Here is a 23372-nt window from a genome sequence, read left to right as displayed (position 1 = left end):
GGGGTGGTACAGAAAACTCAGAAGGCCCAGCGGGTGCGGCCCGCGGTGCGGGCGCGCAGTTGCTCGGCGCGGTCGGTGCCGTCCAGCACGGCTTGGGATTCGGCGGCGGCCCAGGCGTAGACACCCTTCGCCATCGTCGAGGTCGCCGCTTTTTCCAGTGCGGTGAAGACTTCCGCGCGGGCGGTGTGCGCGGTCTCGTCGTCCGGGGCCGCGTCCACGGCGAGCTGCGCGAAGTGCCCGGCCAGCCGGTGTTGCCCGGCCGCGAGCAGTTCCCGCGCCCGCGCGGCCAGCCGGTCGGAGCCGCCGGACAGGTCGGCGAGTTCGCGCGACAGGTCGGCGCGGCGGGCGGGTTTCAGGTTGGCCGGGTTGCCGTCGTACCAGCCGCCGTAGAGCCGCCAGACGTTGCGGACGACGAATTCCGGCTCGTCGTACGACGGTTTCAGGTATGGCTTGGCCAGCAGTTCGGCAGGTGCGGTGACGCCGTGCACCACCTCGTCGAGCGTGGCTCCGGCGTTCATCGCGTCCACGGTCTGGTCGTGCAGGGTTTCGAGGAACTCGGCGGTGTCCGACAGCGCGGTCCGGATCCGGTCCGCGCCGACGATCGGCACGCCGTGCCCGGGCAGCAGCAGTTCCGCGCCGAGCCCGGCCATCCAGCGCAGCGCCTGCGCCCACTCGGCGGCGTAGCGCTGGACCTTCTGCGGATTGCCCGGGTTGGGGGAGGACCAGATGAAAAAGTCGCCGCAGCACAGGATTTTCCGGTCGGGCAGCCACGCGATCGTCGCGTCGTCCGTCTCGCCGCGGCCGTGTTTCAGCTGGACGTCGAGGTCGCCGATCCGCAGCGTCGTGGTGTCGCGGTAGGTGAGGTCGGGGTGCCGGTACCGGTCCGGCCAGCGGAAGCCGGGCGACTGGAACTGCCGTTGGTTGATCACCGTGTTGTAGCCGCGGGTGCGCTCGTACCGCTCGAAGCGCGGCGGCGTGTTCTCGTGGGCCAGCACCGACGGGCGACGCCAGCCGCGTTCCTCGGCCTCGGTGTCGAACGGCCCGACGCCGAAGACGTGGTCGATGTGGCCGTGCGAGTAGACGGCGGTGTGCAGCGGGGCATCGGTGCGCGCGCGGGTCGCGCCGAAGAGGTCTTTGGCGGTACGGCGTTCGCCGGTGTCGAAGCAGAACAGGCCGTCGGCGGTCGGGAAGAGGAAGACGTTGCCGAACGCCGGCCACATCCAGACGCCCTCGGCCAGCTCGTGCAGACCGTCCTTGCGCAGCGCGCCGGTGTGGTAAACGCGGGTGTCGGCCTCGCCTCGCCAGACTTTGTCGGCGTAGTCGAGCAGGTCAGTCACGGGATGCCTCCTGAAGAGTCGCGGTGAACAGCGCGTCGACGGCGACCAGGTCGTCGCCGGTGACGCAGAGCGGGTTGAGGTCGGCTTCGGCGAATTCCGGATGGTCGCCGAGGATGCGGACGAGCCCGTCGATCGCGGCGGCGACGGCGGGGACCGGGGCGGCGAGGACGTCGCCCGCCCACTCCGCCAGTTCGGCCCGCTGCTCCGGGGTTGCCGGGAGCAGCAGCGCCCGACGGGGTGCGGTGGGGTCTTCGGCACGGTCGCCGCCCGCGCCGAGGACGATCGCGGTGCCGTACAACGGATCCCGCGTCGCGCCGAGGGCGAGTTCGGCGGTGTGCGGCAGCAGAGGCTGCACGACGAGGGTGCGGTCCGGGTCGGTGGAAACCTCGTCCAGGCGGGCCTGGAGCGTCTCCAGTACTGCAGGCAGCTCGGCCGCTGTGACGCCGACGCGGACGAGTCCGGCGCGGGCCCGATGCGGAACGTCGGTGGCGTCGCCCTTGACCACGTACGGCTCCGACCAGCCGTTTTGCTGAACAGCAGTAGCGAGATCGATCCCGGCGACGGTTTCCACGTGCGCGATGCCAGCGTCCTCCAACAGCGGAATGGCCCGCAGTTCTGTCCACACTGGACGGTCGTCGCCGATAGCCTGGTGCGCGGGTTCCGGGACCCGGTCCGGGATCAGCACCTGAAGCCGTCGTACGAGAGCGCCGATGCTGGGCAGCACGGTGTCCGGCCGTCCGGCGTTCGCCAGCTCGCCGGGCGGCGCACATGCCCAGATGAACCACGTCGGCGTCCGCATCGCTGCGGCAGCGGCGGCAAGCCGGTGATACGCCTCCCGGAACCGGTCGCCGAACGTCAGATAGAGCACGACGCCGTCCAGCTCCGGGTCTTCGTCGAGCGCGCCGAGGAGATCGCCGACGCGGTCGAGCCAGCGGTCGATGTTGCCGCCGAGATCGACCGGGTTCTCGTCGGCCGCCTCGACGCCGCCGACCTCGGCGAGCTTCGCGCGCGTCGCGTCCGACAAGGGCGGGATCCGGACGCCCAGCGCGGTGAGGTTGTCGGCGAGGATGCCGCCCGCGCCGCCGGACATCGTGAGCACGGCCAGCCGCGGAGCAGGCGGAAGCGTCGTGCCTTTGCGGGCGCAGAGCACGGCGTCCACGAGCTGGTCGTCGTCCGTGACCAGGTGAATGCCCTCTTGGCGGCACAGCGAGGCGAGCAGGAAGTGATCACCGGCGACGGCGGCGGTGTGCGACAACGCGGCCTGCCGACCGGCGGCGCTGCTGCCCACCGCGAGGGCCACCACGGTCTTGCCCGCCGCTCTAGCCTGGCGTCCGAGTTCACGGAGACCGTCCGCGTCGCGCACGCCTTCGAGGTAGAGCACGAGCACCTCGACGTCCGGCTGGTCGAGCAGGCAGCTGCCGAGCTCGTGGCTGGACAGGCAGGCTTCGTTCCCGACGCTCGCGTAGTACGAGTAGCCGATCCCGGCCTGTTCGAGCAGGTCAGCGAGCACGAACCCCATCGCGCCGCTCTGCGTGACGATCGCGAGCGGGCCCGGCGGGACGCGTTCGCGGTCGAGGAAGACAGTCGTGGACAGCTGCACCCCAGCGGGGTGGCTCACGACGCCGAGGCAGTTCGGGCCCAGCACCGGCAGGTCTCCGGCGGCCTCGCGCAGTTCGTCCTCCAGCGCGGGGTTGCCGCCCTCGGCGAAACCCGAGGCGAAGACGATGACCGCGCCGGAGCCGAGTTCGCGTGCCTGCCTGACCAGCCCCGGGACCGTTTCCGCCGGGGTCGCGAGGACCACGAGGTCGGGGCCGTAGCCGATCTCGGCGAGCGAGCCGACCGTCCGTACGCCGGGCAGCTCGAGCGGGCCGCGCGAGACCGCGAAGACCTCGCCGCCGTAGCCGCCGCGCAGCAACCGGTCCAGCGCGATCCGTCCCCAGGACAGCGCGGTGGTCGCGGACACGCCGACCACGGCGACCGACTTCGGGCGGAACAGCGGCTCGCAGCGCATGGGTCCGGGGCCTCCTGTGATCGCGGTCATGGACACAACCCCAACTGTCGCCCCTGGCCAATCCGGCTGGTAGCGCACATTGCCCAGGTTTTCGGCTACCGTGCTGTGACATGTCACAGCTGTCGTGGCGCAGCTTCGAGCACCGGCTGCCGAAGATGGGCGAGCGGACGATCCGCCGGTACGTCGAGACGTCCCCGCACTACCGGGGCCAGGTGCCCGCGCACCTGCACCTCCACATGGCGCACACCTGCCGCGAGTTCGGCCGGATGTTCGCGCGCGCCGTGCGGGAGCACGACGAGCTGCGCGAGGACGAACTGGAGCTGTTCCGCCGGCGCGGCCGGGAGCGGGGCGCGGAGGGGCTGCCGGTCAGCGAATTCGTGCACGCGTACCTGCTGGCGGCCGAGGAGATGTGGGCGGAGATCCAGGACCTGTCCGAGGGGTCGCCGCCCGGCGAGACGACCGCGGTGCTGCTGAAGTGCCTGCACCAGGTGCTGAACGCGGCCGTGCAGGCGCACCAGAAGGAATTCCAGACCGCGGACCACGAACAACGCGAGGCGGCACGGGCCCTGGTCCGGCGGCTGGCGGCGGGGGAGTTCGTCCCGGAACCGGCCGACGTCCGGCTCGCCTCGGCGTACGGCGTGCTGGCCCTGCGCTTCGCCGCGGACCCGGCGGATTCAGTCGGCGACGCGGTCGGCCGGCATCTGGCAGGACAGCGGAAAGCGCGGTTGCTGTTGCAGCACCTGCGTCGAGAACTGTCCGGAGACGTCCTGGCCGCCTTGGATCCGGATGGCGGGCTGCTGTTGCTTCCGGCTGCTTCGGACAGTGGAGAGGCGGCGCTGATCGAGGCTCGGCAGGCTGTTCTGCGGGCGCATCAGACGACGGGCGTGGAGATCACCGGGGCGTTCGCGCACGCGGCGGATCTGTCGGAAATCCCGGCGGCGGTGGCGGAGGCAGAACGTTTGCTGCGGTTGAATTCGGCTCCTGACACCGTTGCGGTGCTTGCGGATCATCTTTTCGAGTACCAGTTGAATCACGACAGTGCGGCGACGCCTCAGCTGCGTGCGCTGGCGGAGCGGCTGGGCGGCGAGCCTGATCTGACGACGACGCTCCGGACGTACTTCGAGACTGATTTCAACCGTCGTGAGACGGCGCGGAAGCTGCACGTCCATCCGAACACGGTGGACAATCGCCTGTCGCGGATCGCGAACCTGACCGGTGCGGATCCGCGTACTGCCAAAGGGCTGTTGCTGCTCGGCGCGTCGCTGGGCTTGGCGGGCTGATCATCCGGCGAGAGAACCGCTGCCGTTGGGTCCGGTGACCGTGACGCGAATGGTGCGAGCCGTCGGCAGCTGGACGACGGTGACCTGCCAGGTTTGCGGCGTGCCGACGTCGATGGTGCGCAAGGCTTTTCGGACCGAGCCGGGAATCTGGTCGACGGGCAGCGAGCGGAGATCGAAGCGCGGGACCTGGACTCCGGTCGGCGCGAAAACGACGGTCAGCCGGTGTTCCTGGACGACCGCGGTGAGCGTCTGCGAGACGTCAATGCTCTGGGCCAGCCCATCGACGGCACGGCGCAGCTCTCCCTCGTCCAGCAAGGACCGGTCCGGGCCGACGTCGACCGTCGCGGAGCCTGACGAGGTCACCTCGGACGACGCGGGCGGCGGCGGTGCCGGGGCGCTCGAGTCCGGAGCGAACAGTTCGACGCGGAAGAGCCCGAGGACGGCGCCCGCGCCGAGCAGCAGGCCGAGCAAGGTCAGGACACCGGCCGCGCAGCCTTCCGGCGGCGGGTGGACCAAAGCGGACTCAGCCGCGGGTTCGATGACCGCGTTCGCCGCCCGGCGCTGCCATTCCGGCGAAGGATTGGAGACGAGCCGCACCTTCCACGGCCGCTCCGGCGGGTACACGACCACCAGGACGTCGCCCGTGCGGTACTGCGGGAGATCGACCAGATTGACAGTGTGGGTCATCGCCGCGCGATGGGACGGGGCCCCGTCCGGCGCGACCGTGAGGATGAATTCGACCGGGAGATCGCCTGTTTCGGTGCCTCCGGCGCGGAGGCTTTCGATCCGCGCGAGCGCCACGACAGGTGGCACGGCCGCTTCGCGGGCGCGGCGTGGCATGCCGCCGAGGTACACGAGAATGCCGTAGCCGGCCGGAATTCCCAGGCCGGCCACGAACAACGGAACACTCTCGAGGATGACCCCGACGACGAGCGAACACAGGGTCGCTCCGATGACCAGACCGGTCAGGAAACCGAACGCGATCGTGCGGATGGCTGCCATGGAAGTGCTCCCTTGCGGCGGTCAGAGGGAAATCGGTTCCACCAGAACGGCTTTCGGATCCTGCGGGTCGTAGCGGACCTTCACCGCCGAACCCTGCGAAGGGGCTTGGAACAGCGACGTGATCATGGTCGTCACGACCTCGCGTTCGCCGGTCTCGGTGGGAAACCGCACGGTGACGGCGAATCGCGGATTCCCCATGACCCAGACGTTCGTGAAGTCCACGCGGGTGAGAAAACCCGTCACCTGACGGCCGGAGCGGAGCAGCGCCTGCTCGCGGTCGTCCGCCTCGGCCGCGCGAAGGAACGACCGCAGCAGCACGATGATCAGGACCAGCGCGATGAGCCCGGCCACCGCGGGCACCAGGAACGGCTCGTAGTAGACGACCCAGTCCACATCGGACCACGGCTCGGCCTTGCCGTCGAGGAAGGGCAGCCGTTCGCCCACGGATTCCGGCGGCGTCCACGACGGAGCCGCCACGCCGCTGCCCAGCGTCACCCCGAGCGCCGCGGCCAGCGAGCTCGCGCGGAAGCTGATGCCCATGCGGCGCAACGACATTCCGCCGCCCCACAGCATGGCGAAGCCGAGCGACGAGGCCACCGTGACCGCCAGGCTGAAGAACAGCACGAGCGACCCCGCCGGTCCCGCGTCGGCCCCCCACGCGCCGACGCGGTTCAGCGACATCAGCCGGAAGCCGTCCAGCAGCCCGAGTGCGCCCGACCAGCCGGCGACCGCCCAGGCGAGCGTCGTGGGAAGCCCGAGCAGCCACAGCCGCCTGCTCGACGCCCGGGTCTCTTCAGGATCGTCCGACAGGCCGAACGCGAATAAGCTGAACACCGCGCCCGCCTACGCGATCGGGCCGAACACGGCGACCTTGGCCGGGTCGGCGGGGTCGAGGCGGGCTTCGTGGCGGGTCCCGGGCGCGTACTGCTGGATCGTCGCCTGCGGGGTGATCAGCGGGGTGACCGTCCGGTACATCATGCCGTCGGCGCGGGTGACCTCCAGCGTCGCGGTGTACTGCGCCTGCCCGGCGACCGTCCGGCCGGTCGGCTCCAGCGCGCGGATCACCAGCGTGGCCTTCTCGCCGGTGTCGTAGAGCCGGCGCAGTTCGGTGCCGTAGGCCTGGAGTTCCTGCTGCTGGCGCAGTTGCTCCTCCATCGGCAGCGCCATAAAGGCCGCCGTCGCCGGGTCGGCGGCGACGGTGCGGAACGCCTGCGCGGCCAGCTGCGGAGTCGGCAGCTGCGGGGTGATGTCGTGCCCCTGCGCGGCGGCTGCCTGCCGGAACTGCTCGGCGTGCTGCTGGAAATCCTGTGCGCCGCGGGCCATGCCCTGCTGGGTGGCCTCGTTGATCTTGTCGCGGATCTTCTTGAACATGGGATGCCTTTCGCCGTGTCGGTGTGCTGGACACAGCTTCGGGCGGGCGGGGCGCTACCGAACCCAGGTTTTGCGGTCGTGGGGTGCGTTGATGCTGGTCAGGGCGGTGTCAGGGGTGGGCTGCTACCGCGGCCAAGTCCTGCCGTCGTCGGTGGCGTCGAGACAGGTCAGAGCTGCCCAGAAGACCGGGGAGCGGGCTGGCCCGGGCTGTTCGCGCCAGCGCGCGAGCTGGTTCCGCTGCCACGCGCAGAGCTCGGCGACCGGATCCGGCCCGGCCAGCGCGGTGTCGACGGCGATGATCAGTTCGGCCATCGGATCAGCACCGGGCACTGCGGCGGAAGTCGGCAGCGCCCACACCGTCGCGGCCACCAGCCCGGCCCCGGCCGCGACGGCGGCGAGCAGCACGCCGAACGGTTCGGGCAGGCCGAAGTCGCTCGCGCTCGCGCAGCCGATCAGCGCCGCCCGTGCGGGCATGTCCACTTCGGACAGCGCCAGGTCGGCGGCGGTGAACGGCCGGTGCGCGCCGATCGGTGCGGCGGTGCCGGGCAGGTCGGCCGAGCAGGACAGATGGAGTGCGGTCTGCGCGCCGTGGACGTCCTGGATGCGGCTGACGTGCCCCGCGAACACCAGCCGCGAACACGGTTCGGCCAGTGCCGCGGCGAGCAGCCGCCGGTCGGTGTCGGTGCGGCGGACCAGGTCGAGGCCGCGCGCGGCGGCGGGGCGGACGGGGCCCGCGGCGAGCCGGGCGTCGAGGTGGCGGATCAGCGGCGAGGTCGCGTCTTGCTTGCCGAGGACCGAACCCAGCTCGCCGAACGCGCTCTGGCCGGGGATCCGCGGATCGAGCAGGTAGACAGGCGGTCCGGCGGGGCCTGGTTCGCGGCGCGGGATTCCGGCGGGGGCGAGGAGGGAGACGTCGGCGAGGTCGAGGATCCGGAGGTCGCTGTCGAAGCAGGTGTCGACCTCGTCGGCGTCGAGCACGCGGTCCGGCCGCCGGTCCGGCAGGGCGAGCAGGCCCCACGGGACCGCGGCGAGCGCCGGTGACGGCTGGATTCGGAGCAGCGGGCGCGTGGCTTGTCGGAGTCGCGCGACGAGGTCGGCGGGCAGGAGGTTGAGCGCGAGGACGCGGGCGAGGCGTTGTTCTCCGGAGGAGAAGGCGTCGAGCGATCGTCGGACGGCGTCGGCGATCCGCTCGCCTTCCCGCGGCGTCGGGGAAGCCTCGGCGAGGAACCCGCGCGCGGTGTCGACGAGATCGGCGTCGATCGGGTGCGTGCGGACGGTGTCGAGGTCGCTGGTGGTGCGCCAGCTGAGGTAGGTGTGCCCGGCGTCGGCGTAGCGCAGGATGAACGTCTCTCGACCGGGTTCGGCGGCGGGCCAGGTCTCGACCGTCCGGGTCGCCGAGACGCACCCGTAACGCTCGTCGGCCAGTCGGGACCAGTCGTCCAGTTCCATCGGCGAAGACGGCGACCAGCGCAGACCGGGCGGCGGGGCGAGCCGGAGCGGGAGCGACGAGGTGACCGAACCCAGTGCTGCCAACGGAAGCTGATCGGTCTCGGCGGGCGGCGTCGCCAGCGCGGGGAGTTCGCCGGTCAGGTTCAGGGAACGGTCTTCCGGGTACGCGCCGACCGCGCAGGTCCGTTCGATCAGCTCCGCGATAAGGCGCGTTTCGCCGAGCTGGGTCAGCAGGACCATCAGCAGTTCCGTCGCCGGGCCCGCGACGCTGTTCGCCCACGCTGTGCGCGCCTGGGCCGACGCGAAGGCGAACCGGTACTCCTGCGCGGCGAGGGCCACAGGGAGCAGCAGGTCCAGCACCGCTCGCGGGTCTTCGCCGCGTGCGTAGCCGATCGTGGCCGACAGATAGTCGGCGCGCAGGCACTCCAGCCATTCGCCCGAATCGCGGGCCGCGGTTTGAAGATCGGCCGCGTACCTTTCCGCGGACGGCCAGTCTTCCTCGGCCGCCGCACAGCGAGCCAGCGCCGACGCGAGTCGACGCGCGCCCGGGGTGTCTCCGCTTGTCGCCCACAGCTTTCCCGCGTGTTCGAACTGGTCCCGCGCCTGCGCGACTTCGTCGGCGAGCAGCAGCAACGTGCCCAGTGCGTAGCTTGCCTCGGCGACGTCTCCGGTCACTCCGGCGGCGGCGAGTTCGTCCCTGGCCTTGATGATCGCGGCGATCGCGCCGGGGAGGTCTCCGTCGAGCGCGCGGGTTTCGGCCAGCCCGATGGCGAATTTCGCCGCTGCCGGACCATCGTGGCGGGCGGTGAGCCGCAGCAGGTCCGCGGTCGCGTCTGCTTCCTCGCCGCCTGCTTGGCGGATGCGGGCGCGTTCGGCCCGTGCCATCGCCTGCAGCGCCGCCGCCTGGACGCGGACCTCGTCGATGTCCGCGATGCGGTCGAGGTCGGTCAGAATCTCGTCGATCGCGGAGCGTGCCCCGGCCGGATCCCCGGCGGCCACCTGCACGCGTACTTCGAGGATGCGCAGTTCCAGCTCGTCGGCGCCGTGCGGGTCGAGCTGCTCGCGCGGGAACTGGCCGGGTTCGGCTGCCTTCCGGAACGCCGCGCGACGTCGCTGATCGCCGAGCAGCTCACGGGCCCGGTCGAGGTCACCCTCCTCAGTGGACAGTGAGATGAGGACGCGTTCCGCTACCTCGCGGGAACCCTCGATCATCCGCAGTTCGGCGTACTGTCCGAAGTGGACAATGGCGGCGGTGCTCACGGCGAAGACAGTGAGCACGGCTTCCGCGCACTGGCGCGCGTTGCGGAGGTCGCCCGCGGAGTAGCAGACGGTGGCCAGATCGCTGACAGCGGCGACTTCGAGACTGACCCGGTCGAGTTGCTGGGCGAGCTGACGCATCCGTGCGTAAGCCCGCTGAGCACCGGCGACATCCCGCGCCGCGGCGAGTTGCTTGGCCTCGGCTTGGACAGCGACGGCTTCGGTGAGCAGTTCGTGGTACTCGGCTTCGGTCAGCGAGCACGCGGGCAGCTCCTGGTAAGCCGCCGGATCGAGACCGAAATGCGTTGCGACGCAACGACAGTTGTACCCGTGTGAAACCGCGCCGGCGAGTTCTGGGGGCAGCGGCCGGTCCGGCGGCTCGAGCGGCGGCGGCAACCCGGCGAGCACGTCAGAACTCCTCGTCGGCGACGGCGCGTTCGGCCAAGGTCCGGGCGGCGGGCGGCAGCGCTTCGCGGGCCCGCACCAAGGAGATCACTTCGGCCCGGTCCTCCGGCGTGGTCCCGTTGACGTCCGGGTCGGCCGCGCCGACGACGAGACCGATCCGGTTGAAGGACGTCGCCGCCAGTCCGGTCCCGGCTTCGTCCAGGTCCGCGGTTCCGGCGAATCCTCCGCTGCCGAGATGCAGGGCGGCTTCGGCGAAGGGCTCGCCGTCGTGGGCCGCGACGGCAGTGAGGGACGCGTCGTCGAGCGCGCCCGTGACTTCGACCTCGAGCCGGGCGGCGGTCCTGGTCGCGACGATCCGCCAGGTCACGGTGTCGTCCGCGGCGTCCAGAACGCCCGGCGGGACCCGGGCCCAATCGACACTCGCGCGTCCCTCGGCCAGCACGCCCTCGGCGGACGCGGAGGGGCCAGCACCGGCAGCCAAGGCGTACGCACGCTGACCAGGGGCAACCCGTGCCGCCAGGTCGGCCGCGGCGTCGGCTCGTTCGAGGTCGTCGTGGCGGTCGAACCAGGCGGAGAGCTGTGTGCACAGCTGCCGGGTTTCCTCGGCCACCGATCCGGCGGCAGCGAACAAGCCATTCGCCGCGTCGAACAGCTCTCCCGGACTGGCTTCGAAGCCGTCGAGCAGGCCCTCGGCGACGTCCTCCACTGCCGTGGTCGCGACGGCCGCTTCCAAGTCCAGCAGCGCCGGGTCGAGCGACGGGATGCCGAGGGTCGGGCTGGCGGGCCACCAGCGCCGGGCCCACAGCAGAAGTGCGAGGCGGGCCAGTTCCGGCTGGGCCGGGAGGTCGACGTGCCCGTCGCTGAGTGCGGTCAAGCTGGCTTCGGTGCCGACGAGCCTGGTCAGCCACGGTTCGGCCGCGCTGGCGTCGGTGAGTTCGATCCGCATCGACGGCACGGAAGCGCTGAGCAGGTCGGCCAGCGCGAAGCGGATGAGGCCGCCGTCCGCTGCGATGACTGGAGTGTGCACTGGATGGGTCACGAGGCAGCCTCCAGTCGCGGCAGGCTGGCGACGAGGGCACGGCGCACCTTCGTCCGCAGGTCCAGCGACGTTGAACGAACGACTCCGGTGAGCAGGTCCCGGATGTCGGCCGCAGCGGCCGGAAACTCGCCGCTGACGTCGAAGCCGTGCAACCGGACCCACAGCCGGGCGAGGAACCGCTTCGCGAACTCGCGCAGTTCTCGCAGGACCTCGGCGTCCGGCTGCGCGGTGAGGGGTGTCGAACCGGCCAGCGCTCGGCGTGCGTACAGGACGTAGCCCTCCCTGGCGACCTGAGCGTTGAGCCGCTGCGCGAATTCCGGGAGGTCGCCCCGGGGCCCGTCGAGTGGCCGAAGCGCGGGTGCGAGGACGACGCCGAGCGCGAAACACGTTGCCAGCACGGGTAATTCGAGCCCGAATCCGGCGGCCGTACGGCTGAGTTCTTCGTCGACGAGACCGGCGACGGGGTTCTGGTCAGCGGCGGGCAGACGGCGCAAGGTGGCGCGGACCCGGCGTTCGATGCTGCGTTCGAGAAGCTCGCTGCCCGTTTCGTCGCGCTGGTTCAGCGGGGGCACGGCGGTGCGTTCGCCGCGCTGAAGGCCGAGATCAGGCGCGGGCAGGCCGGAAACCTTGCGGACGGCCCGGGCGAGTGCGGCGGCGCCTCCGGGCTGACGCAACGCGAGGCCGAACGCATGTCCGGCGGGGGAGTCGGCGAGCGCTTGCCAAGCCTCGTCAGTGAAGCCGTTGACGACCGCGGCGAGCAGCGCTGCGGCGTCGGCTGTCTGGTACGGGTGTGGTGTGGTGTGCCAGCGGCGGCGCAGTTCGGCGGTCAAGTCGGCCGTGGGCTGGGGGTCGGCCAAGTAGCGGCTCAACTGATCGACCCCGGCCGCACCGTCTTCGCCGTGCCATTCGCGCAGCGTCGACGCGGCCCGCTCCGGCGCGGCGGCGTCCGGCATGCCGAAGGTGGTCGCGAGTTCGTAGGCGAGCGGGAAGCACACGTCCTGGACGTTTCCCGCCGTGATGCGCAGGGCCCGGCGTTGCCGCTTCAGGTGGGTGAACCACGCCGCAGTGGCGCGCAGCCGCGCCGAATCGGCCAGCAGCAGTTCGGTCACTTCCGCCGCGGCGGGCGGATCCAGCAGCGGGCGGCCCAGGCGAGGCCTGGCCGCGGTACGGATGACGAGCGGATCGATGATCTTCTTGATCGTGCGGGTCAGCGGACCGCCGTCGCCCGCCGAAAGGACCTCGACGTCCGGGATCCGCCGCCAGGCGTGCGCGAGAACGGCCGAGCGCAACCGGGACTGCCCCTGGCCTGCCGTCATCGCGCCCCCTCGTTCCGCCCGCACTTTATCCTGCCGCGCGGTCCGGTGTCCGACGGGCATATTCCACCGCTGGCGGAAACGCCCGGGAAAGGGAGAAGGATTCGGCGCCGAACACGGAATCGAGTGCGGAATGGGACCGGCACGCGCGTTTTCCCGGGTTTTCGCTGAATTCGGCTGCCAGATGGTGCAACGGATACGGAAGCGCGGCACGGTCCGCGGTGCGGAAGACGTAATGCGAGCAAAGGCATAACCCGGTCCGGCTCAGGGTGGTTACCCGGAATGTTGTATTGAGCGGCTCGCGCGATCTGCAGTAGGCTCGCCGCAGCTTCGCCGCACTAAGGAAATCCTTATGTCTTGCGGTTCTTGGGGAGAGGGGAAGATGTCCGATGGCTGGTTCTGTCCTGCCGCCGGGATTGAGCAGACGGCGGTTTATTTCGGCAATGGGAGCCGCCGGCGGCGCGGGCGCGATGTTCGCGACGATGGGGGCGCTGGGTCTCGCGCCGACGGCCCGCGCGAGCGCGGGTTACGAGCCGCCGCGCCGGTCGGATTTCACGCTGACCGGGCGCGGAGCGGCGAAAGTGGTGATTCTCGGCGGCGGCGTCGCCGGGCTGGCGACTGCGTACGAACTGACGAAGGGCGGCTACGACTGCACCGTTCTGGAGGCGGCCGATCGTCCGGGCGGGCGGAACTTCACCGTGCGCGGCGGTACGGTGCAGACCGATGTGCGCGGAAATACGCAAACCGCCGCTTTCAGTGAAGGAATCTATCTGAACGCGGGCCCGGCGCGGATCGCGCAATGGATGGTCACACTCGATTACTGCCGTGAACTCGGGGTGCCGATCGAGGTTTTCACGAATACCAACGCGAGCGGTTTCGTCTTCAACGAAGCGGCCGGAATGCAGCAGCCGCAGCGGATCCGGACCGCCAAAGCCGACGTGTACGGATATGTCAGCGAACTGCTCGCCAAGGCGACCGACCAGGGCGCGCTGGACAGCGAACTCACCGCGACGGACAAGGAGCGGCTGCTCGATTTCCTGCGGGACTGGGGCGCGATCGGGGACAAGGCGGCGGGCCGGCGCTACGTCGGCTCGTCCCGGCGCGGCTACTCGACCGAACCGGGCGCGGGCGACCAGGCGGGCGTGCCGCTGGGCCCGGTGCCCTCGCTGGCCCAGACGCTCGCCGACGGCACCGGCCGGTACTTTTCCTTCGATTTCACCTACGAGCAGGCGATGCTGATGTTCCAGCCGGTCGGCGGCATGGACCGGATCCCGATGGCGCTGGCCCGCGTGCTCGGACCGCAGCGCCTGCGGCTGGGCACGGAGGTCACCAGGATCGTCAACGCGCCGGACAAGGTCGGCGTCACCTTCCTCGAGCCGAACGGCAAGGAGGGCCACCTCGTCGCCGATTTCTGCGTCGCCGCGCTCCCGCCGCAGGTGCTCGCCCGGATTCCGCACAACCTCGGCGCGGACGTCCAGGCCGCGCTCGGCAAGTGGCAGCTCGGCACGGCCGCGAAGATCGGCCTGGAGTACCGCAGCCGGTGGTGGGAGACCGACTACCGGATCTACGGCGGGATCACCGACACCGACCTGGACATCGAACGCCTCTGGTATCCGTCGCACGGTTTCCACGGAGCGCGCGGGCTGCTCGTGAACTACTGCTACGGCAACCACGCCCGCCAATACGGGGAGCTTGCCCCGGACCAGCGGGTGCGGCGGGCGGTGGAGCAGGGCGTGAAAATTCACGGCGCGAAGCACCGCACGGAACTGGCGAACTCGTTCTCGGTCGCCTGGCATCTCGTGCCGCACCTCGAAAGCGCGTGGGCCATGCCCCCGCTCGGCACCCCGGCCTACCAGCTGCTCGGCAAACCGGCCGGACGGGTGTACTTCGCCGGGGACTGGCTCACGCACCTCACCGCCTGGCAGGCTGGGGCCTTCGAGTCCGCGCGGCTGGTGGTCCGGCGACTGCACGAGCGCGTCCTGTCCCGCTGAACTCCCCGGCGGCGCGGCGGCAAGCGGTCCCTCCGAGGAAAGGACTCCCATGGTGCACTCCCAGTTCGACCCGGCCGTCCGCGAGGCGCTGGCCGCGAAGGCGGTGGAGGCCAAGACCCGCGAGGGCCTCACCTGGCAGCAGCTCGCCGACGCCGCCGGTCTGTCTCCGGTGTTCACGACCGCCGCGGTCCTCGGCCAGCATCCGCTGCCGAAGGAGTCCGCCGAGGCCGTGGCCTCGCTGCTCGGCCTGGACGACGACGCCGCGCTGCAGCTGCAGACGGTGCCGGTCCGCGGGTCGATCCCGGAGCGGGTGCCGACCGACCCGACCATGTACCGCTTCTACGAGATCCTGCAGGTCTACGGAACGACCTTGAAGGCGCTCATCCACGAGCAGTTCGGCGACGGGATCATCTCGGCCGTCAACTTCAAGCTCGACGTGAAGAAGGTCGACGACCCCGAGGGCGGCTCACGGGCCGTGATCACCCTGGACGGCAAGTACCTGCCGGCCAAGCCGTTCTGAGCCGGCGGCGGGCCGGAGCGCCTTCCGGCCCGCCGCTTGTCTTGCTGAACCGATTCCGGCGAAGAATTCCGGAACCGGGCAGTCTTGGCGCACACTGCTCGTCGTCGTGGCAATGCTGGTCTATCCTGCTCTCAGTGCGGTGCTGTCGCCGACCGGAATAGGAGAACGCTGTGACCAATCCGTTCGAAGACGAGAATGGGGTTTACCTCGTCCTGGTCAATGCCGAGAATCAGCATTCGCTGTGGCCCGAGTTCGCCGCCGTGCCCGCCGGATGGACGACCGTCCACGGACCGGCGTCCCGGGCGGAGTGCCTGGACTACGTCAACGAAAACTGGACTGACCTGCGCCCCGCCTCGCTGATCGCCGCGATGGCCGAGTCGCCCGCGCGCTGACGCCTCCCGGGGCGGGAAATACCGGAAACGACATCGATCGCCGGACGAGGAAATACTTTTCAGACGTGTTTAGCAGCCGTAGCTGAACCGTCAGCACGACGATTGTATTCTTCATGTACGCGGGCCTGATTGACTTCGCCTGGAGGGGGATTAAACGGCGTTTCTGTCAGATCGGTGGTATAGTGATCCGGCTTCATCTGACCCTGGAGTCATTTCAGTCCGTCCGATTTCTCGAAGGCCCCCTCCCGGTTGTCGAACTGCTCGGCGCGCTGTGCCGGCTGAGAAGGGACGCGCGTCCCGCCGGGCATTTCCCGGTCCGGCTCCGGCCGCCCCGGCCGATCCGGCCGCTGTTCGACCTGTTCTCCGCGCGCGGCGAGGTGCCGGACTTCCTCGTCTCGCGCCGCGCCGAGATCGGCTCCGCGCTGGACGACCTCGCGGCCCTGCCCGCCGACCGGGTGCGCGCCGACCTCGCGGCGACGTTCCGGCTGAAGCGGCCCGCCGGGTGGCTGCACGACCTCGCGTCCGGGAGCGACGAGGCGAGAACGGCGCTGGTCAAGGCCGTCGACGAGGGATACCGCGGCCTGGTGGAACCGCAGTGGGCCGAGATCGTGGCCACCGCGCAGGCGGACCTGGCCCAGCGGGGGCACATCATGCTGCGCCAGGGCGTGGCGAGAGCGATCGGCTCGGTGTCCGCGGGGATCGGGCAGCTCGGGAACGTGGTGGAGATCGGCAGTCCCGCCGACCGGGACCTGCCCGCGCCGCACGGGCTGGACTTCGTGCCGTCGTGCCTGGCCCCCGAGACGGTAGTGATCCCGGGCGGGTCGGGCGAACCGGTGACCGTGGTGTACCCGATCCCGGGCGTGTCCGCGCGGAGCGGCCCGGGTCGATCGAGCGGTGACGGCTTGTCGGCACTGGTGGGGGCGCGCCGGGCGGCGATTTTGCGGGCCGCGGTCGTGCCGCGCGGGACCACGGAGCTCGCGGTGCAGGCCGGGGTGAGCTTGTCGTCGGCTTCGGAGCACGCGAGCGCGTTGCGCAATGCCGGGCTGATCATGACGGTGCGGGCGGGGCGGAAGGTGCTGCATACGGCGACGGAGCTGGGCGCTTCGCTGGTGCGGGCGAGTGATGCGCGGTTGTGCGACGCGCGTTGACCCCGGCTGTGCGCTTGCGGGCTGTCTCGGGCAAGGCGGAGCTTTCGGGCTGCGCGACGTTGGGCTGATGGCGGCGGAAGTCGCCTGACCTGACGATGACCTGGCCTCATTCGGGCAGCACCGGAACCCCTTTGGCCCACTGGCGGGTGCGTTCGAATGGATAGGTCGGCAGCCACACTCGGCGGTGGCCGGGTGCGAACACTGTCGACCAGTCCGGCGTGCCGCCCGCCGTCCACAGCCTGCCGAGGTTCGCCAGCTCGGTGGACGGGGAACCGTTGGCGACGATCTCGAACTGCCGGAAGGGCCAGGCCCGGCGACCGGTGGCCAGGGTGAACGCGACGTCGGCCAGTGGCAGGTCGGGTTCGCGGTCCAGGTGGTCCCGGAGCTGGGCCGAAACAGTCGCCAAGGCCTGCGGGCTGCGGGCGGACAGGACGAGGAGGTGCTGGGAGCAAGCCGCCGGGCGAGGGAGCGGCGGGGGTTGTTCCAGGAGCACGTGCGCGTTCGTCCCGCCTAGGCCGAATGAGCTGACTCCGACTCGGCGGGGTGCGGCCAGTTCGACGGGTTCGGTGTTGACCGTGAAAGCGCCGGAGAGGGGGAGGTGCGGGTTCGGACGGCGGAAGTGCGCGGTCGGCGGGACGGTGCCGTGCCGGGCGACCAGGGCGGACTTGATCAGGCCGACGACCCCGGACGCCCCGTCCAGGTGGCCGATCGCGGGTTTCACCGAACCGAGAAGGCACCCGGGGATCCCGGCGAGCCGGAAGGCGCGGTCTAGGGCGTCGACCTCCAGTGCGTCGCCGAGAAGGGTGCCGCTGCCGTGTGCTTCTACGTAGCTGACGGCGTCGAATTCCGCGGCCCGCAACGCTTCCAGCACGACGGCGGCCTGTCCGCTGCCGCTGGGAGTGCGGTAATCGGGGCGGTCGCCGTCGTTGTTGATTGCCCAGCCTCGGATGACCGCGTGGATGGCGTCGCCGTCGTCCAGCGCGTCGGCGAGCCGTTTGAGCAGGACGGCGCCGGAGCCGCTGCCGAAGACCGAGCCGTCTGCGTCGGCGTCGAAGGTGCGGCAGCGGCCGGACAGCGAGACCAGGCCGTCGTCCGCGGCCAGGCGGGCCGGGTAGGGGATGGCTGCCGCGCCGGCGAGGGCGAGGTCGCACCGGAAGTCTGCGAGGTTCTGCGCGGCCAGGCATACCGCGACCAGCGAAGACGAGCACGCGCTTTGCACGGCGAGGCTTGGGCCGGAAAGGCCGAGTGCGTAGGACACGCGGGCGGCGGCATGGTCGGTCGCGGCGCCTACTGGATGCGCGCCGGGCCAAGCGCCGGCCAAGCGGTAGTGCTCGTACCAGCTCGGGCCGACGCTGGCGAAGACTCCGGTGTCCGGGCACGAAGCCGGGTCGTAGCCCGCGTCCTCGAAGGCTGACCACGAGGTTTCCAGCAGAAGCCGGTGTTGCGGATCGAGTTGTGCGGCCTCGTCCGCGCTGTAGCCGAAGAATTCCGCGTCGAAGTCGGCGATTCCGGTGAGGTGGCCGACTGCGCGCACCAAACCAGGGTCGCGCAGCAGTGCTTCCTCGACTCCGGCGGCGCGCAGTTCTTCGTCGGAGTAGCGGCGGATCGGGTCGATGCCTGCGAACAGGTTGCGCCACAACGCGTCCGGGCTCGCCGCGCCGGGGACGCGGCACGCCATGCCGATGATCGCGATGTCCTCGGTCACCGGGAACGCCGTCCTGCCCGGGCGGCGCGGCGGCGGGACATGCGGTCGCCGACTCGGTCCAGGGCGCCGTCGGGGCTGGCTGACAGGGAGTCGGCGAGCGCGGTGATCGTGGGGTGGTCGAAGAACCGGCCAAGGGGGATTTCTACGCCGAGTTCCTTCTCCAGCAGGCGTTTCAGCACCGGAACCTGTGCGGAGTGTCCGCCGAGCGCGAAGAAGTCCTTGTCCATAGGCGGGTTAGGCAGGCCGAGCACGGTTGACCAGGCGCGGGTGATCGCCCGGGGCACTTCGCCCAGAGGGCGGCGGGTCGGCGACGGAACGGGTAGCGCGCGGACGTCGACCTTTCCGGTGCTGGTCAGCGGGAACGTGTCGAGGACGGTGACGGAGCGCGGGACCATGTAGTGCGGCAGCTTCCGGGCGAGTGCGTCGAGCAACGGCTCCGGATCCGGGCGCGAGCCCCGTGGCACGACGTACGCGAGGATCTCGCTCTTTCCGGCGACGGCGACGGCCTGCGCGACCCCGGGCTGAGCGCACAGAGCCGCTTCGACCTCGCCTAGTTCGACTCGGTAGCCGCGGATTTTTACCTGCCGGTCGGCGCGGCCGAGGTGCAGGAGGGTTCCGTCCGGCAGCCGGCGGGCGAGGTCTCCGGTGCGGTAGGCGGGCACGCCGTCGATCGTCACGAACTTCCCGGCGGAGGCGGCCGGATCCCGCCAGTAGCCCGGCGCGACGTGCTGGCTGAGCACGGTGATTTCGCCGCGGAGGCAGGTGCGGCGGCCCGCCGGGTCGAGCAGGACGACCTCGACGCCCGGCAGCTGGCGGCCGACTGGGATCACTTCGCCGTCCACCTGCGCGTCGGGGCCCAGATGGTGCTGCGTGACGAAGCTGATCTCGGTGGCGCCGTAGCCGTTGACGAACACGCAGTCTGGCGCACCGACGCGGCGCGCCCGTTCCACGTCGTCGCGACGCACCTGCTCGCCGCCCAGGAGAACCGCGCGCAGAGCGGGCAGGCGACGGTCGCCGAGGGAATCGGTCAGGTAGCGGAACATCGTCGGCGTCGAGTGGTAGACCGTCACCTCGTGTTTCGCGAGGACCTCGCCGAGTGCGGCGACGCCGTGCGCGGCCACGTCGAAAGGCACCACCGCGGCACCGCTGAGCAGGGCGGAGAACAGGTCGGTGACGGCCATGTCGAAGCCGAAGGACGTGAGCAGGCCGAGCCGGTCGGCGGGGCTGATCCGGAAGTTGCCGACGTGGTTGCGGACCTGGAAGAGGACGTTCGCGTGCGGCTGCGCGACCGCCTTCGGCTTGCCGGTCGACCCCGAGGTGTACAGGACGTAGGCGAGGGAATCGCCGAACGCGGCGATGTCCTCCAGCCGGAGTTCCACTGTGGACAGATGGTGCACGGCCAGCGTGGGGGCGATCCGATCGCACAGGGGCTGGTGTTCCGGGTCGGTCAGGACCGTGGTGGCGCCTGCGTGGGCCAGGATCGCGGCCAGCCGGTCGGGCGGATGGTGCGGGTCTAGCGGCACGTACGGCCGTCCGGTGAGGACGGCGGCGACGATCGCGACGATGTGCGCTGGTCCGTGCGGGAGCAGCAACCCGACTGGGCCGGTGTCGGACCGCAGCAGGGCGGCGGTTCCGGCGGCGCGGGCGGCGAGTTCTTCGTAGGTGAGGGTTTCGGAGTCGGTGAGGATCGCCGGGTTGGCGGGGAACCGTTGGCAGATCTCGGCGAACCGGTGCGCGATCGAGGTCGCGTCGGCGGGGAACGGGGTGTCGCTGGAGGTCTCGAGGGTCGACGTTCGATCGCCGCGGGCGCGCGGGAGCAAGTCCGCCGTGGATCGCTCCGGGTGGTCGAGGATCTCGGTCAGCAGGGTGGGCAGATCGGCGGCGAGGTCGGCCAGCAGGGACTCCGGCAGGTGCCCGAGCCACGAGATCCGGGGGCGGTTCGCCCGCAAGGTCAGGACGATCTCCAGGTCGTACGGGGTCGAGGAACGGGCGACCGGTTTCAGGCTCAGCCCGCCTGCCTCTACGGGTTCGCCGTCCTCGCCCAGGGCGAAAGCGCTCAGGCTCGAATGGCCGAGGAATTCGTCGACCGCGACCGCTACTTCGAATCCGGCAATTGCCGTGGGCTGCGTGGTGGCGATGTCGCTGAGTGCGGTCGAAACCGGTCGATCCTCAGTGAGGTCGACGACAAGCGCCGTGCCGTCGGACAGACCGAGCGTGATCGCACCGGTCCCGGTGTAGCGCCGCAGCAGCAAGGCGATCGCGGTGAGGAAGACCGAACCGGGCTGACCGGCGAAGCGCAGGTCGAGTTCGGTGGTCAACCGGGCGCACCGGCCGGACGGGGCCAGATCGAGCCGGGAGCCGACCGGGTGGCTCGCTGCGATGGCCGGGGTGAACTCGGGTGCGGGGGAGCCGGAAAGTTCGGCGACGAGGTGTGCCAGGAACTGGCCGAACCGCAGGTGAGTGGCGTGGGGCAGCGCGACCAGCAGTAGGTGCTCGTCCTCGGCGAGAGAGCGCAGGCTTGCCCGCAGCGGAGGCGCGGAGAGGTCGTGGTCGTCCGGAAGAGCGTCCACTGTGGAGGATGGATCGTCCGGAAGCCGGGCGGCGATCCGCTTCAGGACGGCAGACAGCTCCGCCCGGTCGAGCGGGCCGGTGATGCGCAGCGCCCGCACGGTCACCGCCCCGCCGGGACGGCCAGCGCCGCGTCCACCGCCGCACTCACCTGGTCCAACCCGGTGACCGGCACGAGCGCCGCCGGTTCGATCGGCTGGTAGTCGGCGGCGGTGTACGTCCCCGACGCGTGCAGGACGATCTCGGTGCCCGCGGGGACCAACCGCCGCTCGATGGCGTTCAACACCCCGGTCATCGCCATCACCAGCGACCATTCCCGCAGCTCGGCGTGATCGTCAGGCATCGGCCGCCCGGCGGCGTTCAGCAGGTCGCGGACCGCCGCGTACCGGTTCGCGCACTCCTGCCGGGACACGACGATCCCGGTCCCGCCGAACCGCCGCACGAGCGGGTCCATCGTCTGCGAGGTGGCCGGGCGGCGGGTGTAGAACGTCGGCTCCAGCACCTCGTCCGGGTCCTCTGTGGACAGCGGGAAGTGCGGGTCGGCGTCTTGGACGTAGTGCCCGGCCGAGCGGCGGTACCGGGGCGCGTTCGCGGGGTCGTGGCCGCCGTGGAGCAGGCTCAGCACCATGTCGGGCGCGCCGAGGTGCTGGACCAGCAGGAAACCCGGATGCGTGGCCGGATCCGCCTCGTGCGCGGCTTCGAGCTGTTCCCGGCCCTGGTGGTAGCCGAGCAGGCCGAACGCGCTCGACACGGCGTGCGCGTGCCAGCGGTTGCCGCGGGCGGGGTCGACGTCGTTTTCGAGGAAGGCCCGGGCGGCGTCGGCGACCAGGTAGTTGTCGAGGTCGAGGGTGAACCACAGGCGCGGAGAACCGGGGCGGACTTCTTCGCGGGCCACGAATTCGCGGGCGAGGTCTTTGACCTGCTCCGGTCGCGGGCTGTCGAGCAGCAGCACCGGATTGCGGCGGGCCAGCTCCGGCTCCCGGGACAGTGCGCTGGAGCGGAATTTCGACTCGGAAAGGGCGGGCGCGAGCACTATCACCCGGAGCTGGTCGGGCCGCACGAGACCGGTCGCGATCGCGCGGTCCACCGCGTCGCGCAGGGCCACGCCCTTGTTCGCGGACGTCGGCGTGAAGATCACGATCGGCTCGCCGGTGCGGCGGATGTGCTCGACCGCCCTGGCGACGATCAGCAGGGAGGCGAAGGTTTTCGTCGTGTGGGTGCCGGGGTTGCCGGTGAGGTCGAGCAGCCGGATCGAGTGGCCGTCGATCTCCGCCAGCGGGCCCCACGCGGCGGTCGCGACGGAGAAGTACTCCCGGGTCGCGGGGCCGAGGTCCGGCAGCGCGGAGCCGGGAGCGAACCGGCCCGGCGAGGTGACCGGAGCGGGCACGCGGCGTTCGATTTCCGCGCGGATCCGGGCGTAGTAGTCGGTGATCAGGTTCCGGGACGCGCGGGGGACGGCCATCGCTCCTCCTCGTTCGGGACAGGGGCAGGGGAGCGCAGCCGGTCGCGCAGCTCCAGCAGGCGGTCGCAGACGGAAGCGGTGTCCTGGACCGGGAATCCGGCCGCGACGTCGGGCAGGTGCGGCAGCAGGGCCGCGCGCGCGGTTTCGCCGAATACGACGTCGGACCCCTCGATCACGACTCCGTCCCGGCGCCCGTCGCGCTGGTTTCGCCGCACCGCGACGTCTTCCTCGACGGGCAGGTCGAGAGTCAGCGAGCTGGCGCGGATCCGCACCGGGTATCCGCCGGGCAGCCCGAGCGGTCCCGGCACGTTCGTCCGGGTGTCCGCGCCGGTCAGCAGGTTTTCGACCAGCAAGGCAGCGGCGTGCCCGGTCACCGCGTTCAGCTCGCGGCGGTCGACCGCGCGGAGCTTGGCCAGCCGGGCCGTGACGTCGGTCAGCGGCGCGTCGTCCAGCCAGGCCAGCGCTTCGTCGGCGGCGTCGTCGGGTGCGTGCAGGTGGACGTGGTGGGCGAGCACGCGCAGCGTCCGGGTGTCGTCGGCGGGCAGCGTCGCGCGCAGTGCGGCGGCGAGGGTCTGCACGTTGCCGATGCCGCAGAACACCGGCAGTCCCAGGGCTTTCAGCAGGGGGTTGACCGCGTCCGGGAAGCAGCCGTTGACCAGCAGCGACTCCGGGCTGGTCGCCGCCACTGCCTGCGCGAGCGAGATCGCGGGTCCGGCTTGGAGGGGCAGAGTGAGCCCGAAACCGCCGTGTCGCAGCAGGTTCGTCCACTCCGACGGGCTTGTCATCCGCTCCCACGGCGACTGATGCGAAGCGCAGTTCAGCACGACCGTCGGCTGGGTCCGCGCCAGGACCTCTCGCAGGTCGGTCAGGGACCCCGCTTCGAAACGGACGGGCGAGCCGCTCAGCCGCGCCCGCATTCCGGCGAGATCCGCGACCTCTCGCGCCTGGCCGGGCCTGCGCGCCAGGATGTGCGCCACGGCCGGAATCCTCGCCAGGGCAAGCGAAAAACACGCACTGCGCGCCAGGGATCCGCTCCCGGCGACGACGACGCGGGGCACCCGGGCCGAATTCTCGGTCAATCTGGGTCCTTTCGCGGGAGAACGGGGCTCACGGTAACCGCGT

Annotated in this window: 17 protein-coding genes; 5 read left to right on the top strand and 12 right to left on the bottom strand. The window is 71.0% G+C overall.

The features are described 5' to 3' along the window. Window positions 1-17: 17 nt before the first annotated feature. Together ABZX37_RS01700 and ABZX37_RS01695 are read right to left on the bottom strand one after the other, a co-directional pair. On the bottom strand, window positions 18-1337 hold the full coding sequence (locus ABZX37_RS01700) for an alkyl sulfatase dimerization domain-containing protein (protein WP_354735044.1): 1320 nt from the start codon (window positions 1335-1337) through the stop codon (window positions 18-20). Further along, window positions 1330-3378, bottom strand: coding sequence for an acetate--CoA ligase family protein (locus ABZX37_RS01695; protein ID WP_354735043.1), 2049 nt, complete (start codon window positions 3376-3378; stop codon window positions 1330-1332). The genes ABZX37_RS01700 and ABZX37_RS01695 overlap by 8 nt, the downstream gene beginning before the upstream one ends. A gap of 80 nt (window positions 3379-3458) precedes the next feature. On the opposite strand from ABZX37_RS01695, the gene ABZX37_RS01690 reads away from it, so the two are divergent. Continuing rightward, the gene (locus tag ABZX37_RS01690; RefSeq protein ID WP_354735042.1) at window positions 3459-4628 is read left to right on the top strand and encodes a helix-turn-helix domain-containing protein; all 1170 of its coding nucleotides are present in this window, start codon (window positions 3459-3461) and stop codon (window positions 4626-4628) included. On the opposite strand, the gene ABZX37_RS01685 is transcribed toward ABZX37_RS01690, so the two are convergent. The 6 genes from ABZX37_RS01685 to ABZX37_RS01660 all read right to left on the bottom strand — a co-directional run bounded on the left by ABZX37_RS01685 (window position 4629) and on the right by ABZX37_RS01660 (window position 12467). Continuing rightward, a complete protein-coding gene (locus ABZX37_RS01685; RefSeq protein WP_354735041.1) occupies window positions 4629-5630 on the bottom strand; it encodes a hypothetical protein in 1002 nt (333 codons plus the stop codon). Between the two features lie 21 nt (window positions 5631-5651). Beyond that, complete coding sequence (locus tag ABZX37_RS01680; protein WP_354735040.1) at window positions 5652-6464, bottom strand: DUF3592 domain-containing protein; 813 nt, start codon at window positions 6462-6464, stop codon at window positions 5652-5654. Between the two features lie 9 nt (window positions 6465-6473). Beyond that, window positions 6474-7001, bottom strand: coding sequence for a hypothetical protein (locus ABZX37_RS01675; protein WP_354735039.1), 528 nt, complete (start codon window positions 6999-7001; stop codon window positions 6474-6476). A gap of 123 nt (window positions 7002-7124) precedes the next feature. After that, window positions 7125-10115, bottom strand: a complete 2991-nt coding sequence (locus tag ABZX37_RS01670) for a hypothetical protein (protein ID WP_354735038.1) — start codon at window positions 10113-10115, stop codon at window positions 7125-7127. A 1-nt stretch (window position 10116) separates the two neighbouring features. Further along, complete coding sequence (locus tag ABZX37_RS01665) at window positions 10117-11151, bottom strand: hypothetical protein (RefSeq protein ID WP_354735037.1); 1035 nt, start codon at window positions 11149-11151, stop codon at window positions 10117-10119. After that, entirely contained in the window at window positions 11148-12467 is a 1320-nt protein-coding gene (locus ABZX37_RS01660; RefSeq protein ID WP_354735036.1) for a hypothetical protein, read from the bottom strand. Before ABZX37_RS01660 ends, ABZX37_RS01665 begins: the two co-directional genes overlap by 4 nt. Before the next feature lie 440 nt (window positions 12468-12907). Here ABZX37_RS01660 and ABZX37_RS01655 point away from each other — a divergent pair, with 440 nt between their 5' ends. From ABZX37_RS01655 to ABZX37_RS01640, 4 genes are all read left to right on the top strand, one after another. Next, a complete protein-coding gene (locus ABZX37_RS01655) occupies window positions 12908-14455 on the top strand; it encodes a flavin monoamine oxidase family protein (protein WP_354735035.1) in 1548 nt (515 codons plus the stop codon). 49 nt (window positions 14456-14504) lie between these two features. Continuing rightward, the gene (cynS, locus tag ABZX37_RS01650; protein WP_354735034.1) at window positions 14505-14975 is read left to right on the top strand and encodes a cyanase; all 471 of its coding nucleotides are present in this window, start codon (window positions 14505-14507) and stop codon (window positions 14973-14975) included. A gap of 170 nt (window positions 14976-15145) precedes the next feature. After that, complete coding sequence (locus ABZX37_RS01645; protein WP_354735033.1) at window positions 15146-15367, top strand: MbtH family protein; 222 nt, start codon at window positions 15146-15148, stop codon at window positions 15365-15367. 182 nt (window positions 15368-15549) lie between these two features. Continuing rightward, the gene (locus ABZX37_RS01640; RefSeq protein WP_354735032.1) at window positions 15550-16515 is read left to right on the top strand and encodes a winged helix-turn-helix domain-containing protein; all 966 of its coding nucleotides are present in this window, start codon (window positions 15550-15552) and stop codon (window positions 16513-16515) included. A gap of 106 nt (window positions 16516-16621) precedes the next feature. Here the strand turns inward: ABZX37_RS01640 and ABZX37_RS01635 are convergent, their stop codons facing one another. From ABZX37_RS01635 to ABZX37_RS01620, 4 genes are read right to left on the bottom strand one after another with little or no spacing between them, the layout of a single operon-like run. Beyond that, a complete protein-coding gene (locus ABZX37_RS01635; RefSeq protein WP_354735031.1) occupies window positions 16622-18220 on the bottom strand; it encodes a beta-ketoacyl synthase N-terminal-like domain-containing protein in 1599 nt (532 codons plus the stop codon). Beyond that, window positions 18217-20895 (bottom strand): amino acid adenylation domain-containing protein, encoded by a 2679-nt coding sequence (locus ABZX37_RS01630; protein ID WP_354735030.1) that lies wholly within the window; start codon window positions 20893-20895, stop codon window positions 18217-18219. Before ABZX37_RS01630 ends, ABZX37_RS01635 begins: the two co-directional genes overlap by 4 nt. Continuing rightward, the gene (locus tag ABZX37_RS01625; protein WP_354735029.1) at window positions 20892-22250 is read right to left on the bottom strand and encodes a DUF6002 family protein; all 1359 of its coding nucleotides are present in this window, start codon (window positions 22248-22250) and stop codon (window positions 20892-20894) included. Before ABZX37_RS01625 ends, ABZX37_RS01630 begins: the two co-directional genes overlap by 4 nt. Then, window positions 22220-23227 carry a hypothetical protein gene (locus tag ABZX37_RS01620; protein ID WP_354735028.1) on the bottom strand — a complete coding sequence of 336 codons (1008 nt, stop codon included), beginning with the start codon at window positions 23225-23227 and terminating at the stop codon, window positions 22220-22222. The genes ABZX37_RS01625 and ABZX37_RS01620 overlap by 31 nt, the downstream gene beginning before the upstream one ends. Window positions 23228-23372 lie beyond the last annotated feature (145 nt).

Origin of the sequence: Amycolatopsis sp. NPDC004079, assembly GCF_040610415.1 — a bacterium.
GTDB lineage: Bacteria > Actinomycetota > Actinomycetes > Mycobacteriales > Pseudonocardiaceae > Amycolatopsis > Amycolatopsis halotolerans.
The sequence above is the reverse complement of the archived record's forward strand: the minus strand, read 5'-3'. Positions and strand labels throughout refer to the sequence as shown.

What these genes read in the sequence shown, in the direction of transcription:
- ABZX37_RS01695 (WP_354735043.1), bottom strand. Translation starts at nt 3,378, where the DNA reads ATGACCGCGATCACAGGAGGCCCCGGACCCATGCGCTGCGAGCCGCTG.
- ABZX37_RS01690 (WP_354735042.1), top strand. Translation starts at nt 3,459, where the DNA reads ATGTCACAGCTGTCGTGGCGCAGCTTCGAGCACCGGCTGCCGAAGATG.
- ABZX37_RS01685 (WP_354735041.1), bottom strand. Translation starts at nt 5,630, where the DNA reads ATGGCAGCCATCCGCACGATCGCGTTCGGTTTCCTGACCGGTCTGGTC.
- ABZX37_RS01675 (WP_354735039.1), bottom strand. Translation starts at nt 7,001, where the DNA reads ATGTTCAAGAAGATCCGCGACAAGATCAACGAGGCCACCCAGCAGGGC.
- ABZX37_RS01660 (WP_354735036.1), bottom strand. Translation starts at nt 12,467, where the DNA reads ATGACGGCAGGCCAGGGGCAGTCCCGGTTGCGCTCGGCCGTTCTCGCG.
- ABZX37_RS01655 (WP_354735035.1), top strand. Translation starts at nt 12,908, where the DNA reads ATGGGAGCCGCCGGCGGCGCGGGCGCGATGTTCGCGACGATGGGGGCG.
- cynS (WP_354735034.1), top strand. Translation starts at nt 14,505, where the DNA reads ATGGTGCACTCCCAGTTCGACCCGGCCGTCCGCGAGGCGCTGGCCGCG.
- ABZX37_RS01625 (WP_354735029.1), bottom strand. Translation starts at nt 22,250, where the DNA reads ATGGCCGTCCCCCGCGCGTCCCGGAACCTGATCACCGACTACTACGCC.